The organism is Tenacibaculum sp. DPLXC6 (genome assembly GCF_056815515.1).
In genome coordinates, this window is record NZ_CP141806.1 from 2,291,611 (window position 1) to 2,306,858 (window position 15,248).

Genomic DNA, 15,248 nt, shown 5'->3' on the forward strand with positions numbered 1-15,248 from the left:
ATTAATGGCGAATTACATCTGAAATTTAAAAGAATAATAGAAAAAACAGATGAAAAAAATAAAAAAAACCTATAACTACGCACTCTGGTCGGCATTATACTCAACACTATTATCTATAGTTATTGCAGTATTATCGTATTTACTTTTATTAAATAGCCTAGGTGTTGTAACCATTGTTATTTTTGGAGTAGCAATGTTTATTGTTTCTTTTTTTGTAATTCAATACAGAGCAGAACACTTTATTTACCAACGAGTAAAAAAGATGTATGAAGATATTTCTATTTTAGATGTTAACGATTTAAAGCGAAAAAAAGTAACAACAGATGTAGAAGCACTAACTAAGAGTGTACAAGAATACGTTGAAGGAAAGAGTGAAGAGATAGCGAATTTAACCCAAAGAGACTCATTTCGTCGCGATTTCTTAGGAAATGTGGCTCATGAGCTTAAAACACCACTTTTTACTGTACAAGGATATATTTTAACGCTTATTGAAGGTGCTGCCGATGACAAAGAAATTCTTGAAAAATATTTAGAAAGAGCAAACAAAGGAGTGGAGAGGTTAACCTCAATTGTAAAAGACTTAGATATGATTGCTAAGTTAGAAACTGAGGGAATGAAAATGAACATACAAACGTTCAATATTATTGAACTGATTCAAAATGTGTTCGATTTGTTTGAAATGAAGGCTAAAAAGAGAAATATTACACTACGTTTTGATAAAGTGTATGACTTTCCTCATTTGGTAAAAGGAGATATAGAAAGGATTGAACAAGTACTTATAAATCTTGTTGTAAATTCTATTAAGTACGGAAAAGTAGGAGGTATTACTACAGTGAGTGTTGAACCGTATAATCAGCATAAACTTATTATTAAAATAAATGATAACGGTGAAGGAATAAAACAAGAGCACATATCTCGTTTATTTGAACGATTTTATCGTGTAGATCAAAGTCGTTCGCGTGAACAAGGAGGTTCAGGTTTAGGGCTTTCTATTGTAAAACACATTATTGAAGCACATAATGAAACAATACTTTTAAAGAGTGTACACGGAGAAGGCTCTGAGTTTTCTTTTACACTAGAAAAGGCAATGAAATAAAAAAAGGAGTTGATAATCAACTCCTTTTTTATTATTATTATTTTAAATCGAATCCGATATCTTTTCGATAATTCATTTTATCAAAAGCTATTTTGTCAATGCTTTTATACGATTTTTCTAAGGCTTCTTCTATAGAATCTCCAAAAGAAGTAATTGCCATTACACGCCCACCACTCGTAACAACTTTACCGTCTTTTAAAGTGGTTCCTGCATGAAAAACGATAGAATCATCTACAGTATTAAAACCTGTAATTTCTTTTCCTTTTTCATAAGCTTCAGGATATCCACCCGAAACTAACATCACAGTCGTTGCTGTTTGTGGGGTAACTTCGTATGATTTATCTCCTAAGGTTTGCGTTGCCACACCTTCAAATAAATCTAGTAAGTCTGATTGAATACGTGGTAACACCACTTCAGTTTCAGGATCTCCCATACGAACATTATACTCAACTACAGATGGATTTCCGTTATCGTTCATCAATCCGATAAAAATAAACCCTCTATAATCTATTCCGTCTTTTTGTAAACCGTCTATTGTTGGTTTAACGACCAACTCTTCCACTTTCGTTAAAAAATCATCCGTTGCAAAAGGAACAGGAGAAATAGCTCCCATACCGCCTGTATTTAGTCCTGTATCACCTTCTCCAATACGTTTGTAATCTTTAGCAGAAGGTAGAATTTTATAATTCTTTCCGTCCGTTAATACAAAAACAGATAATTCTATTCCTTTTAAAAATTCTTCAATAACTACAGTTGATGAAGCACTTCCAAACTTTTGATTAGAAAGCATTTCTTCTAACTCAGCTTTTGCCTCCTCTAAGTCATTTAAAATTAAAACACCCTTTCCAGCAGCTAATCCGTCCGCTTTCAATACATACGGTGCATCTAAAGTTTCTAAGAATTTTTTTCCTTCAGCTAAAGTATCAGTAGTAAAAGATTGGTAGCGAGCTGTAGGAATATTGTGTTTTTCCATAAACTGCTTCGAAAAATCTTTACTTCCCTCTAACAAAGCACCGTCTTTTTTAGGTCCAATTACAGGAATGTTTTTTAATTCTTCATCTGCTAAGAAAAAGTCATGAACCCCTTCAACTAAAGGAGCTTCAGGACCTACAACTACCATATTGATATCGTGTTGTAAAACAGTTTCTTTTACCTGTGTAAAATCAGTTGGATTGATTGCAATATTTTTAGCAATTGCATCAGTTCCTGCGTTACCAGGAGCAACATAAAGGTTGTTGATTTTAGTACTTTCTGAAAGTTTTTTAGCAAAGGCGTGCTCTCTACCGCCCGAACCTAAAATTAGAATATTCATTGTTGTGTGTTGTTGTATTGTGAGTGCAAATATAAAATAAGAAAAAGAGGGGAGGGATAGAAAATATTAAAAATTCGTCATTGCGAGCCTTTTGGCTGTCGCTTAAGACAGGCTAAAGCGTGGCAATCTTTAAGATGTGAGTTCTTAATAGACAGATTACTTCACTTCGTTCGCAATGACGTATAGTTTTTCTAAAATATTTGCTCTAGTATTTTTTGTGTAATAGCATAAGTTGGTGTTACTCCGCTCATTCCAAGTCCACCAGAAGCAAGTGTTGCACCAGTTTCAAGCGGGTTATCAGAAGCGTAGTAAGCGTAGCGTACTTTCACATTTTCTGAAATATTACCTCTAATTTTTGAGGCAGATTGAATCGCTTTTTGGTAGTGCGCTCCTTCCATCTCTAGTCCGATTACATCCCAAGTAGAATCATGGAAGAATCGTAATAAATCTTTATTTTGTAATGATGTTCCTAATACAGTAATCATAGCTCCATCAAAAACCTGAACACCAAAACCTTCTAAATCTTCTTTTGATAATTCATTTTTAAATGGATAATTATCAGCAGTACCTTCAAAAATATGTGAAGAAGGAATCATAATATCTCCTTTACCACCTTCTAAAATACCAGCTTTACCCATAATCGAAACAGACTGAACATCTAGATGAATTTTATCTCCTTTTGTTTTGTATGGCTTTAACAATTCGTCCATAGTTTCAAAAGCTTGCTCACCAAAGGCATAATCCATTACAATAATTACAGGATCTTCTCCAACAGAGTTAACTTTGTTAAAAGAATTTGTTTCAAAATCAATTTTTCCAGTATCAATTACCTGAACATTGATGTTGGTTCCTGAAGTATCTTTAATGTAAATTAACCCGTTTTCTGAAGCATAATTTTTAACGGCAGATTGTAAAGCGCTACTGTTGTTATTACTCAATACTTCAAAAAGTTGAAAATCTTTATGTTTTTTAGCTTCTTTTGGTAAAGCATTTTGGGCATAAATACTATTCATTACACTGTGCATGTTTGCACTAATTATATGAATAGGGCGTTCTATTAACCCATTGTCTAACAACACTTTTTTAATGTTGTTAGCCCATATTTCTCCATAATAATGGTGTCCAATTTCTTCAATTAAAACAGAACTGAATTTTATAGAGCGTTTTTGGTCGTATAAAGCTTCATTAATAGCAAGCTTACCTAACCAATAAATTAGATGGAAAAACCTATTTGGATTCTCTTCTGTTGCAAACGTGTTGTATGCATCATATACTTCATCATAAGTTCTTCCTAAAATATTACCAAGATGTACAACAATTACATCTTTTTCCTCATCGGTAAGGGTTTTATTATGTATTACAATATCTTCTAGTTGTAACCATTCACGAATAAAACTTTCACCATTATTAAAAACTACACGGTCTTTAATTTTATGAGATTCAATAAATAAAAATGTCAAGTGTGTAAGAATATCGTAAATTTCAGATCGTCCTCTGGTAATTTCAATATTCATTTGGTTCTTGTCAATACGATAGCAGTTTCTTCGTCTTTTAGGAGGAATAATTGCCTTGAACTTAGAGTTACGATACCCTTCATCGGCAGTTAAATAAATAAACTGACATTCTTCAATTCCTTCAGGTAAACGTTCAATAACGTATACCAGTCCGTTTAATTCAGTTTTATTTTCTGCAATTGAACCATAAATTTCTGGACGTAAAGATAAAAGTGATTTACGTAACGTTTCACCAGAAACACCCATTGGCTTGTAAAAACCGCGACTAAATAAGTGTCGCATTGAAATGTATAAACGCTCAATAGCATTTGTAGATTCTTGGGCTCTTGTACGTTCTTTTAGGATAGGTTTTGACATATGTTTTTAAAGTACAAATATACAAATTATGTTAAAGAAGCTATTTTTTTAAAATACTGCTATATTTTTTAGGGCTATTTAGCAAGTTAACGGCATTTTTTATAGTAATATCATTTTTAAATAAATGCTTATACATTCCTTCTTTATATGCATAACGTTCAACAATTTCATTTTCAATTTCTCTTGATAAAATATCTTGATTTACTAAAACTTTAGCAACTTTAGTGGCTTTTAATTGTTGGATAATCGTGTTATATTCTGAAGTAATTTTATTATTGTTTTCTACTGATTCATATGCTTCTTGGAAAAGTTTTTCTTCTTTAGATACAAAAGCGGTGTCTTTACGAAGCAAATATTCTTTAAATTGATTAAAGTTTGTAGATGAGAAAGTATAGTTTTCAGCAGATAAATTAGGGTTTTGATGTGTGAAATCAGTTACAAAATTAAAAATAGCTTTTGATTTTAGTAATTCATCTGTTTCTTTGTTTTTTTTAGAAAATTCACTTTCTACATCAGGAGTTACACCACCTCCATCGTATACTTTTCGTCCATTTTGAGTTGTAAACTCATTAAGAGTAGTATCCGAAAACTTAGGTACTTTTCCTGTTTTTGAATCTCTATTAGCATAATCTAATTCCTGAATACAACGCCCGCTAGGAGTGTAATATTTAGAAATTGTGATTTTCATTTGTGTTCCGTAACTCAAATCAAAGTAACGTTGCACCAGTCCTTTTCCAAAAGAACGCTCACCCATAATTACAGCTCTGTCATAGTCTTGTAAAGCACCAGAAACAATTTCTGAAGCAGAAGCCGATCGACCATTTATTAATACTACAATAGGAATTTCAGCATCTAAAGGTTCTCTATTTGTTTTATAAGTTCTACTGTTTTTTTGAGTTTTTCCACGAGTATCTACAACTTTCAAGCCTTTAGGAATAAATAAATTAGTAATGTTTATTGCATCAAATAAAGAGCCTCCAGGGTTATATCTTAAGTCAAACACTAATTTTTTCATTCCTCTTTTTTTTAGGTCACCAAATGCGTTTACAACACTTTCGGTAGCTTTTTGACTGATAAATCGTGTTAAAACAATATATCCTGTTTCGTTATCAATCATATCGTAAAAAGGAACAGGGTCTAAAATAACTTTATCAAGTTTTACAGAAACACTTTTTGTAAGGTTATTCCTTTCTACCTTTAAAGAAAGCTCTTTTCCTGGTACTCCTTTTAGCATTTGAGAAAACTGACTTCTTTCTAAGGTATTTAATTCTTGTCCATTTACATTGGTAATAATATCACCTGCTTTTAAGCCAGCTTTATCAGCCGAAAAACCTTTGTAAACTTCAGAAACGACAATTCCTTTTTTAGTATAAAATGTAGAGATACCAATACCTCCATATTCACCTTCACGACGAATACGCGCATCTTCAACATCTTGTTCGTTATAAAAATTGGTATAAGGATCTAAATTTTTAAGCGTGTTTTTTATCGCTTTGTCAGTTAAATCTCCTGGGTTAATTTCATCAATATAATTAATGTTTAACTCTTTAAAAAGGTTGTTGTAAATTTCAATTTGTTTAGCAATCTCAAAAAAACGAGATTGAAAAGAAAAGAGAAGAGAGATTACAATGAGTGAACCAAAAAAAAGGAATTTTCTATTTTTCATCTTGAGTAACTTCTGTAATAAACTGTGTTAATAATTTCTTCATTTTATGCTCTAAATTGGCATATTTCCATTCATCTCTTGCAAGATAAGAAATCATAAACACATACGGTTTATCTACAGTCTCATAAATAGTATGCTTTTCTTTACGGTATGTTTCGCGAAGTAACCGTTTTATACGGTTTCTATCCACGGCTTTTTTAAAGTTACGTTTAGGAACAGAAACGCCAACTTGTGCAGGGAATTTAGAGGTGTGTTCGGTTTGTATATATACCATTCTTAGTGGAAAAACTTTTATCACCTTTCCCTCCTCATATAGTCTTCCTATGAGCTTTTTGCTTTTTAAACGCTCCTCTTTTCCTAAAGTAAATCTCATTAGTACAAACATACGCAAACCTGCACTAATAACCATTTTTTTAAGTATTTTTGAAACAATTCTTTTAAGAAACCACATAAAATCAAACCGCGATTAATTTTACACTTCTCTTATACAATTAGTAAAATTAATTTTAAAATATATTTATGAAGTCTGATTTATTTCAAGCCCCAGATTATTATCAAGTAGACGATTTATTAACCGATGAACATAAACTTGTTCGGAACACAGCTCGCGAATGGGTTAAGAAAAACCTATCTCCAATTATTGAAGAGTATGCACAACGTGCAGAATTTCCGAAGGAATTAATTAACGGATTGGCAGAAGTAGGAGCCTTCGGGTCTTATATTCCTGAAAAGTATGGAGGTGCAGGGTTAGATCAAATTTCTTACGGGTTAATTATGCAAGAGCTAGAAAGGGGTGATAGTGGAATTCGATCTACTGCTTCAGTACAGTCTTCTCTTGTTATGGGGCCTATTTATAACTACGGAACCGAAGCACAAAGACAAAAATATTTACCAAAATTAGCTTCTGGTGAATGGATGGGAAGCTTTGGGTTAACTGAACCGAACCATGGAAGTAACCCTGGAGGAATGGAAACCAAGTTTAAAGATATGGGAGACCATTATTTATTGAATGGAGCAAAAATGTGGATTTCAAATGCGCCAATTTGTAACGTAGCAGTTGTATGGGCAAAAAACGAAGAAGGACGCATTCATGGTTTGATAGTAGAACGTGGTATGGAAGGTTTTTCTACACCAGAAACTCATAACAAATGGTCGTTAAGAGCATCAATTACAGGTGAGTTAATTTTTGACAATGTTAAAGTTCCAAAAGAAAACTTATTGCCAAATAAATCAGGATTAGGAGCACCTTTGTTGTGTCTTGACTCTGCGCGTTATGGTATTGCTTGGGGAGCTATTGGTGCTGCGATGGATTGTTATGATACGGCGTTACGTTATGCGAAAGAACGTACACAATTTGGAAAACCAATAGGTCAATTTCAGTTGCAACAAAAAAAACTAGCTGAAATGATTACTGAAATTACCAAAGCACAGTTGTTAACATGGCGTTTGGGAGTACTGAAGAACGAAGGTCGTGCAACATCTGCTCAAATATCTATGGCGAAGCGAAATAATGTTGATATGGCATTAAAAATAGCACGAGAAGCAAGACAAGTGTTAGGAGCAATGGGAATTTCTGGAGAGTACTCAATTATGAGACATGCAATGAATTTAGAAAGTGTAATAACCTATGAAGGAACACATGATGTTCATTTATTAATCACAGGATTAGATATCACAGGATTAAATGCATTTAAATAAAAAAGAAGAAGAAGCACTCAAACGTTAAACCACTAACACATTATTAAAGAGTGCTTCTTCAATCAACTATTAAAACTAAAATTTACCTACTCTTTCTTCTTGCCACCATTAACAAGAATTAAAAGAGCGGTTACTAAACCTATACAAACCAAACCGAAAATAATCATCATAATGGTTCCGTTTGTCCAAGATACCATTGGGATGTTCATTAATTCTACCATTTCTTCTTATACTTTATTGTCTCAAAAATACAAGCATAGTTTAAGTTAAAACATGATTTTTATCAGGGTTTTGAAAAAAATGAAGAGATTTTATAAAATAGATTAGAAAGATGTTTCCTCTTTTAATAATGTATCGAAACCGTAAAAACTAGTTTGATTTAAATTCTATTTATTTAGTATTGTTTAGTTTATGAATGTTTAAGTATTCTATGTTAAAATGCAGAGTAATTTAAAGATAGATTATCTATATAAAAAATAGTATCCTCTAAGTATCCAGAGTTCGACCAGCCCATTAAATACATTTCGCTCATAAAGTTTTCATCAATACCACCATACATGTTAAGTGCTGTTTCATTACAAACCAGAACATTATTTTTCCATAGTTGCATTACTCCATCAGTAGCATTTTCATTACTTGGAGCTTTAACTCTAGCCATAATGTGAATCCATTTTCCATGATCGTCTTCGGTAATAAAATTAGTTCCTAAGCCCCCTGAAGGTGATATACTTGGTTGCTCGGTTCCATTTCTGTATCTATGTAAGGTTAAATTAGAACCTCCAGTATTATTTGGAGATAATGACCAATTTACCTGAAAACCTGGAGAACGATAATCATTTTTATAAACAGCTAAAAATTTATTATTGCTAGCTGAGTTTTCTTTACGATGGGTATAATTATTAGGAATGTAAAGGTCATATTTTATCCATAACTCTCCAGTATTTGGGTATGATATTCTTTGCTCAGCAAAAGCATCTTCTCCTGATGATCCGCCCTTATAGTAAAACTGAAGAGAATACTCTCCATCTTTCTTTACTTTATTAGAAACAGATGAGTAGGTACTGCTACCGTAGTTAACATTATTTTCTGTTTGAGATAAGTCACCTCTTTCAAAGTCATCAAAAAACAAGATATTTTCTGAAGGTTCTTCAATTACCTTAGACTCCTCTTTTGTACAGGATATTAAAAATAGAGTAAGGAAAACTGTTAAAGATAGGAGGCTTTTTTTCATAGTATAATAATTGTTTTGCAGCGTATATTGTTAATGTGTTGATAGTTAAAACGATCATAAATTAGGTTTAGTGTTCAAATTAAAAACCTTATAAGCAAAGAAAGTTAAGAATCAAAGCCACTTTTTAACCCATCAATGCTAGTTTGGTTTCTATCATTCCAATATTGTTTAATTCCTTCTTCACCTTTTTCAGTAGCCCAATCATTTAATTGATTTCGTTCTCCTTGGTATTCATAAAAAGGAATCGACATCCCGCAAGAGGTTTGCACACTTTCTACAGAAACAACAAATATTTGACGAGTACCTGGAAGCTTAGGAAACAAATTAGCATAATTACTCCACTTATCATGAGTAGGAAGAACTTCTTCAGCTTTTCCATATAGCCTGAGTATGTTTGGAGCACCTTCAAAAGCACAAAACATGATAGTTATTCGATTGTCGTTTAGCAAATGTGCTGAGGTTTCGTTTCCGCTACCTGTTACGCTTAACCAAGCAACCTTATTTTCGTTAAGTACTCTAAAGGTGTCCATTCCTTTTGGTGAAAGATTAATTCTTCCTTCTTTTGCTGCTGTAGCAACAAAAAACATCTTTTGAGCTTCAATAAATTTTTGAACTCGATTTGTTATTTTGTCGTAAAACTTAGCCATAATTCTTTATTTTTAGTCAATCCAATCTTTAGTGCGTTCAACAGCTTTTTGCCAAGTACGATATAGCTTTTCTCTTTTTTCTTTAGAAAAAGAAGGAGTGAAGGTTTTATCTATTTTTCGTTTATTAATAATATCGTTTTGTTGCCAAAAACCAACACAGAAACCAGCTAAATAAGCAGCTCCCATTACAGTGGTCTCAATTTCTTCAGGACGTTCCACATCTACATTTAAGATGTCTGCTTGAAATTGCATCAATAAATTATTAACACAAGCCCCACCATCAACTTTTAAAGAAGAAAGTTGTAGCATACTATCTTTTTGCATAACGTCTAAAATGTCTTTGGTTTGATAAGCTAACGATTGTAAAGTAGCTTTAATTAAATGGTTTTTTCCAGTATCACGAGTTAAACCGAAAATTGCTCCTCGTGCATACATATCCCAATACGGGGCACCTAATCCAGCAAAAGCAGGAACCACATAAACAGGGTTTTCTTCAGTAACTTTTTCAGCAAAAAGCTCACTTTCTTCTGCGCTATTGATAATTTGTAGTCCATCACGTAACCATTGAATTGCAGAACCAGCAACAAAAACACTTCCTTCGAGAGCATAATACACCTTGTTGTTAATTCCCCAAGCAATAGTAGAAATCAAACCATTTTCAGAATATTCTAAGTTTTCACCTGTGTTCATCAACATAAAGCATCCAGTACCGTAAGTGTTTTTAGCTTCCCCTTTTTTAAAACATGCTTGTCCAAATAAGGCAGATTGTTGATCTCCTGCAATACCTGCAATTGGAATTTGAACTCCGTTTAATTTATAATTTCCAAAATGATAAGAAGAAGGTTTTACTTCAGGCAACATTGAAGTTGGAATGTTTAACTCTTTTACTAAAGTTTTATCCCAACACAAGTTTTTTATATCGTATAACATGGTACGCGAAGCATTGCTATAATCAGTAGCGTGGACTTTTCCATTGGTTAGGTTCCATAAAAGCCAAGAATCTATGGTTCCAAATAACAAGTTTCCTTTTTCAGCATCTTCTTGAGCTCCATCTACATTATTTAAAATCCAATGAATTTTAGTAGCTGAAAAATAGCTATCAATTACTAATCCAGTGGTTTTACGCACATAGTTTTCGAGTCCAGTTTCCTTGAGTAATTCGCAAGTGTCAGCAGTTCGTTTGTCTTGCCAAACAATAGCATTGTATATTGGTTCACCTGTATTTTTATTCCAAACAACAGTTGTTTCACGCTGATTAGTAATACCTATTCCTGCTATTTCTGAAGGTGATATTTTGGACTGTTCAAGAGCTTGTTGTAAGGTTTTTAACTGAGTTTGTAAAATTTCATTAGCATCATGTTCTACCCAACCAGGTTGAGGAAATATTTGTTGAAACTCTTCTTGAGTTTTTGCAATAATTTTTTCTTCTTTATTAAGAATAACTGTACGACAGCTAGTTGTTCCTTGGTCTAAAGCAATAATATATTTTTGAGTCATTTAGGCATAAAATGATTGAACGCCTAATTTACAATTTTAGTCATATGTAATAAAAAAAACCTTCTAGAAGTTCTAGAAGGTTTACACGTTTAAGTTTGGTTAGTTAACTTTTAGTGTCTCAAAGCATATCCGGCTCCTTTACCAAATTCAGCTAATACTGAAAGTAAAGTGTTTAAACCTTTGCTCGTCTTGCGTAGTAGTAATTTTCCCATTTTTAAAATAATTTAATTCCCCTTAAATTAATTGTCATTAAAGAATGAACATGTCAAAGATATGCTGATAATCAGAGGTATAAAACGGGATTTCCGAAGTTAAAAGTGTAATTTTCCGAAAGAGCATAAAAAAAACCTTCTAGAATTTCTAGAAGGTTCATTATTCCCCTTAAATGTCTTTTTTCAATTAATCTTGAAAAGAAGATGTTACAAATGTAAGGAGAGATTAAAGGTTAAAAAAGGGTATTTCCGCAAAAAAAAGTGTGGTTTTCCGCAAAACACAAAAGGAAACCGTTTTCAAACAAAAAAACCTTTAGATATCTAAAGGCTTTTTTTATATTCTCTCTCTTTCAAGATTCTTCCCAACAATGGTTTTGAATTCTTTTGCGAAAGTATTCTTTACTTATAATCTATAAAAAGGGATAACCGTAAAAATAAATGCGTATTTCCGCAATAAGAGTTAATCTATAATTCCTAATTCTTTTGCTTTTAACACAAGGTCTGTGTTATTATTGGCTTGTAGGTCAGTTCTTAGCTTAGATAGTTTACTTTCTATAGAACGGACTTTTATTAATGAACCATCACTTTTTTTAATTAAACCTTCTAGATTAGAAATCTTAGCATGTTTAGGAAGTTCTTTTAAAATTTGAACAGCAATATCATCCATTTGTATTTCTACCAAGGCTCTCTTTAATAGTTTTTGATGAATTTCATGGGTGTAATATACTTCCCCTTTCAACATTTTTTGAATAGCAAAGGTCAATTCGTCAGTGCTACACTTACCTTTTAAGATATATGCAGAAGGGTTTAAATTATGTATTACATTAAAAATTCTGTTAGTTTCAGAATGCCCTGTAATTACTCCTACTTTAATTGGAATTTCTTCTTTGAGGATAGATTTTATAAAAGACTCGCCACCATCTAAAACAACATTTTTGTTTTGATTGTCAAAACTTAAATCGGTAAAAACAATATGAAATGGATTTTCGCTTAAACTTGATTTTATTTTAGAAAAAGCTTCGTCACATGAATTTGCCGTTTCAATTTCTAAACCATCTATATCTTTCAAATACGAAAGAATTCCTTCAAGAATTAACTGATGGTCATCAACTAAAAGTATTTTTGTTTGTCCAGCCATTTAGGGGTATTTGAATATCGGTTTGGGTTCCTTTACCTACTTCACTATTAATGGTTAACGTTCCGTTTAACTCTTCAATGCGTTCTTGTAGGTTTTGTAAACCAATTCCTTTTTTACTAATGTTGGTATCAAAACCAATACCATCATCAATAATATCCAAATGTACGTATTTTTTATGTACAGAAAAATTGATAATTATCTTACTTGCCTTTGCGTATTTTTTACAATTTTGTATGCTTTCTCGAGTACTTAGGTAGAGTAGACGTTTTATAGAATTATCAACAGTAGTCCAATTATAGTTTTGCAATCCATTTAGCTTTATTTTAAAATCTGGTTCAAAATAATCACTCACTAAATTAATAATTTGATTTTTAAAAGAAACTTTATTAAAACTAACACTACTCAATTGATGCGATAAATTACGTACATTTTCTTTTACTGCATCTAATTTTTGAGCTTCCTCTAATAAATTGGACTTTTCTAACTTATGATGTAGTAAGCGTAGGTCTCCTGCTACCTCATCATGCAAAGATTTAGCAATTTGTTTGCGTTCATGTTCTCTTACTTGTACTTGTTGTAGTTGTGCTTGGTATAATAATTTTCTTCTACGTTGAAAATAAAACATCACACTAAAACCAAATAGCAAAAGACCAATTGCAGCAGCTAACCAACCTATTGTTTTTTGTTGTTTATGATAAAGTATTTCTGCTTGCTTTTGTTGATTTTCGGTTTTTAAAACTACATTTTCTTTTTCTTTCTTATCGGTTTCATATCTAATTTTAGCAAACTGGTTTTTTAACCTACGTTCGTTTTGAAATAAGCTATCATTCAAGGTAATGTACTCTTCTAAATACTGTTTTGATTTATCACCAGTTGTTAAGTCTGAAAGTTTTATTAAAGACTCTAGCCAGCGTTTATTATTCTGTGTTTGTTTGGCATATTTTAGAGCTTCATTGGCATGAAACAGGGCTTTATTAGTTTGATTAAGGTTTTTGTAATAATCTGCCAAGTTTATATGAGTTGTGCTTAATTCTGTAAAATCCTTTTCTCTTTCCCTTATCCTTAGAACTTTATTATATTGTCTCAGTACATTTTCTTTTTTACCTAATAAAAAATTACTAGCAGCCAAATTTTCTAATAATAAAGCATATTGAGTAGGGTACTTTTCTTTGATACTGTCTTGAGATAAACCTTTATTAAAATAGGAGATAGCTTTTTTATGGTTGTTTCTTTTTTGGTAAAGCAAGCCTAAATTGTTGTTAGTGAATGTGTAGCTTCGTTTGTCTTTAGTTCTTTTATTAATATTTAATGTTTTTGCATAGTACTGTATGGCATCGTCTTTTTGATCTAATTCTTCAGAAATAAGCCCTAAGTTAGTATATACACGTTCTAAATAAATAGAAGGTTGTATGGGTTCTAAATATTGCAAAGCTTCAATTAAACTTATTTCACCACCACGATAATCTTTGGCTTCTCTTTGTAATATAGCTAAACTTAACAAACGTCTTCCAACTGCTAAAGAATCATTTATTTTTTTAGAGATATCTTTTGAAAGATGGTAATAGTAAAAAGAGCTGTCGTTAGTATAAGTAAGCTTATTTTGCAGAGCTTTAAAATGATAATACTTGGCAAGTAAAATAGAATCATTTGTTTCTTTGTGAAAAGAATCGACTCGTGTGGTGATTTTTTTTAACAAAGGAAGGTTATTACTAAAGTAAGCCTGTCTTCCAGCTTCTATTAGTGAGTCTCTTTTAGAGAAATAGTCCTTGTTTTCTTGAGAAAACAGAAAAGAAGAGCAAAATAGAAGAATATAGAGGAAACGTTTCATCACTAGTCATAAAATAAAACCATTACTTTTCAAAAGTAATGGTTTTACTTTTAAGTTGTATGTAAGATTAATTAGTTGACTAAGTAATTTTAAACTTAATCACCACCATCACTACCACCACTACCACCAGTATCAGTTTTAGGACTATCCGTTCCGCCAGTATCGGTAGTTATTGTTTCATTATCTCCATCTGGGTTCAAACTCATTGCGGTTTCTTTTAAGTACTTGTTTTCCATATTAAATAGGGTTTTTAATTATAAAATAATACTTGGGGATGGGGGTAATCAAGTGTCTAATGTAGTAGGTTTTTAGGAGAAAGTCAAAAATTTAACATTCTACTTTTAAAAGAATGATATCGTCATTGCAAATCTTTCGACTGTCGCTCAAGACGGGCTAAAGTGAAGCAACCTTTGAATTATAAACTCTAAACAAGCAGATTACTTCGTCACTATTGTTCCTCGTAATGACGTTAATTTTTCATTTTAGTAAATAAATCCCATAACACGACTCCACAACTTACCGAAATATTCAGCGAGTGTTTAGTTCCTAATTGCGGAATTTCAATACAAACATCAGAAGCAGAAACTACCTCCTGCTGTACACCTTTTACTTCATTACCAAATACAACTGCATATTTTTGATCAGTTTCAGGAGTAAAAGTATCTAACATCGTACTATTTTCTGCTTGTTCTATGGATAGAACTTTTACATTTTCCGCTTGTAGCTTTTCAACCAAATCCATGGTGTTTTCAACATATTCCCAATCTACCGATTCGGTAGCACCTAAAGCAGTTTTATGAATTTCTTTGTTAGGTGGAGTTGCTGTAATACCACACAAATAAATTTTTTCAATTAAAAAAGCATCCGAAGTTCTAAAAACTGAGCCTACATTATTCAAACTACGTATATTATCTAATACTACTATAATAGGAGTTTTGTTTGTTTGTTTAAACTCCTCAACTGTTTTCCTGCCTAGTTCGCTGTTTTTTAATTTTCTCATAAAGTGGTTTTCAGGTTCAAAAGTTTAAAGTTGTGGATAACTTGAAACAAAA

At 32.1% G+C, this 15,248-nt stretch carries 14 protein-coding genes; 2 read left to right on the forward strand and 12 right to left on the reverse strand.

The window, feature by feature from the left end:
* Positions 1-49 precede the first annotated feature (49 nt).
* A complete protein-coding gene (locus tag VCM48_RS10350) occupies positions 50-1,096 on the forward strand; it encodes a sensor histidine kinase (protein WP_482270452.1) in 1,047 nt (348 codons plus the stop codon).
* 37 nt (positions 1,097-1,133) lie between these two features.
* On the opposite strand, the gene purD is transcribed toward VCM48_RS10350, so the two are convergent.
* The 4 genes from purD to rnpA all read right to left on the reverse strand — a co-directional run bounded on the left by purD (position 1,134) and on the right by rnpA (position 6,354).
* Positions 1,134-2,408: a phosphoribosylamine--glycine ligase gene (gene purD / locus VCM48_RS10355; protein WP_482270453.1), complete on the reverse strand. Its 1,275-nt coding sequence runs from the start codon at positions 2,406-2,408 to the stop codon at positions 1,134-1,136.
* 191 nt (positions 2,409-2,599) lie between these two features.
* Entirely contained in the window at positions 2,600-4,279 is a 1,680-nt protein-coding gene (locus tag VCM48_RS10360) for a DUF6909 family protein (RefSeq protein ID WP_482270454.1), read from the reverse strand.
* Between the two features lie 40 nt (positions 4,280-4,319).
* The gene (locus VCM48_RS10365) at positions 4,320-5,945 is read right to left on the reverse strand and encodes a S41 family peptidase (protein ID WP_482270455.1); all 1,626 of its coding nucleotides are present in this window, start codon (positions 5,943-5,945) and stop codon (positions 4,320-4,322) included.
* On the reverse strand, positions 5,935-6,354 hold the full coding sequence (gene rnpA, locus VCM48_RS10370; protein WP_482270456.1) for a ribonuclease P protein component: 420 nt from the start codon (positions 6,352-6,354) through the stop codon (positions 5,935-5,937). The genes VCM48_RS10365 and rnpA overlap by 11 nt, the downstream gene beginning before the upstream one ends.
* A 110-nt stretch (positions 6,355-6,464) precedes the next feature.
* On the opposite strand from rnpA, the gene VCM48_RS10375 reads away from it, so the two are divergent.
* Entirely contained in the window at positions 6,465-7,643 is a 1,179-nt protein-coding gene (locus tag VCM48_RS10375) for an acyl-CoA dehydrogenase family protein (RefSeq protein WP_099214886.1), read from the forward strand.
* Between the two features lie 86 nt (positions 7,644-7,729).
* Here the strand turns inward: VCM48_RS10375 and VCM48_RS10380 are convergent, their stop codons facing one another.
* The 8 genes from VCM48_RS10380 to VCM48_RS10415 all read right to left on the reverse strand — a co-directional run bounded on the left by VCM48_RS10380 (position 7,730) and on the right by VCM48_RS10415 (position 15,196).
* Positions 7,730-7,864 carry a hypothetical protein gene (locus VCM48_RS10380; RefSeq protein ID WP_274638895.1) on the reverse strand — a complete coding sequence of 45 codons (135 nt, stop codon included), beginning with the start codon at positions 7,862-7,864 and terminating at the stop codon, positions 7,730-7,732.
* 212 nt (positions 7,865-8,076) lie between these two features.
* Positions 8,077-8,874 carry a heparin lyase I family protein gene (locus VCM48_RS10385; RefSeq protein WP_482270457.1) on the reverse strand — a complete coding sequence of 266 codons (798 nt, stop codon included), beginning with the start codon at positions 8,872-8,874 and terminating at the stop codon, positions 8,077-8,079.
* Positions 8,875-8,978: 104 nt separating this feature from the next.
* Positions 8,979-9,521 carry a pyridoxamine 5'-phosphate oxidase family protein gene (locus tag VCM48_RS10390; protein WP_482270458.1) on the reverse strand — a complete coding sequence of 181 codons (543 nt, stop codon included), beginning with the start codon at positions 9,519-9,521 and terminating at the stop codon, positions 8,979-8,981.
* Between the two features lie 12 nt (positions 9,522-9,533).
* Entirely contained in the window at positions 9,534-11,018 is a 1,485-nt protein-coding gene (gene glpK, locus VCM48_RS10395; protein ID WP_482270459.1) for a glycerol kinase GlpK, read from the reverse strand.
* 672 nt (positions 11,019-11,690) lie between these two features.
* Positions 11,691-12,368 carry a response regulator gene (locus VCM48_RS10400; protein WP_099214882.1) on the reverse strand — a complete coding sequence of 226 codons (678 nt, stop codon included), beginning with the start codon at positions 12,366-12,368 and terminating at the stop codon, positions 11,691-11,693.
* Positions 12,337-14,196: a tetratricopeptide repeat-containing sensor histidine kinase gene (locus VCM48_RS10405; protein ID WP_482270460.1), complete on the reverse strand. Its 1,860-nt coding sequence runs from the start codon at positions 14,194-14,196 to the stop codon at positions 12,337-12,339. The genes VCM48_RS10400 and VCM48_RS10405 overlap by 32 nt, the downstream gene beginning before the upstream one ends.
* 95 nt (positions 14,197-14,291) lie before the next feature.
* Positions 14,292-14,432: a hypothetical protein gene (locus VCM48_RS10410; protein ID WP_482270461.1), complete on the reverse strand. Its 141-nt coding sequence runs from the start codon at positions 14,430-14,432 to the stop codon at positions 14,292-14,294.
* 233 nt (positions 14,433-14,665) lie between these two features.
* Positions 14,666-15,196, reverse strand: coding sequence for an RNA methyltransferase (locus tag VCM48_RS10415; RefSeq protein ID WP_482270462.1), 531 nt, complete (start codon positions 15,194-15,196; stop codon positions 14,666-14,668).
* Positions 15,197-15,248 lie beyond the last annotated feature (52 nt).

Excerpts from the sequence above, each read along its gene's own strand:
- VCM48_RS10350 (WP_482270452.1), top strand. The coding sequence starts at position 50 with ATGAAAAAAATAAAAAAAACCTATAACTACGCACTCTGGTCGGCATTA.
- purD (WP_482270453.1), bottom strand. The coding sequence starts at position 2,408 with ATGAATATTCTAATTTTAGGTTCGGGCGGTAGAGAGCACGCCTTTGCT.
- VCM48_RS10360 (WP_482270454.1), bottom strand. The coding sequence starts at position 4,279 with ATGTCAAAACCTATCCTAAAAGAACGTACAAGAGCCCAAGAATCTACA.
- VCM48_RS10365 (WP_482270455.1), bottom strand. The coding sequence starts at position 5,945 with ATGAAAAATAGAAAATTCCTTTTTTTTGGTTCACTCATTGTAATCTCT.
- rnpA (WP_482270456.1), bottom strand. The coding sequence starts at position 6,354 with ATGGTTATTAGTGCAGGTTTGCGTATGTTTGTACTAATGAGATTTACT.
- VCM48_RS10375 (WP_099214886.1), top strand. The coding sequence starts at position 6,465 with ATGAAGTCTGATTTATTTCAAGCCCCAGATTATTATCAAGTAGACGAT.
- VCM48_RS10380 (WP_274638895.1), bottom strand. The coding sequence starts at position 7,864 with ATGGTAGAATTAATGAACATCCCAATGGTATCTTGGACAAACGGAACC.
- VCM48_RS10385 (WP_482270457.1), bottom strand. The coding sequence starts at position 8,874 with ATGAAAAAAAGCCTCCTATCTTTAACAGTTTTCCTTACTCTATTTTTA.
- VCM48_RS10390 (WP_482270458.1), bottom strand. The coding sequence starts at position 9,521 with ATGGCTAAGTTTTACGACAAAATAACAAATCGAGTTCAAAAATTTATT.
- glpK (WP_482270459.1), bottom strand. The coding sequence starts at position 11,018 with ATGACTCAAAAATATATTATTGCTTTAGACCAAGGAACAACTAGCTGT.
- VCM48_RS10400 (WP_099214882.1), bottom strand. The coding sequence starts at position 12,368 with ATGGCTGGACAAACAAAAATACTTTTAGTTGATGACCATCAGTTAATT.
- VCM48_RS10405 (WP_482270460.1), bottom strand. The coding sequence starts at position 14,196 with ATGAAACGTTTCCTCTATATTCTTCTATTTTGCTCTTCTTTTCTGTTT.
- VCM48_RS10410 (WP_482270461.1), bottom strand. The coding sequence starts at position 14,432 with ATGGAAAACAAGTACTTAAAAGAAACCGCAATGAGTTTGAACCCAGAT.
- VCM48_RS10415 (WP_482270462.1), bottom strand. The coding sequence starts at position 15,196 with ATGAGAAAATTAAAAAACAGCGAACTAGGCAGGAAAACAGTTGAGGAG.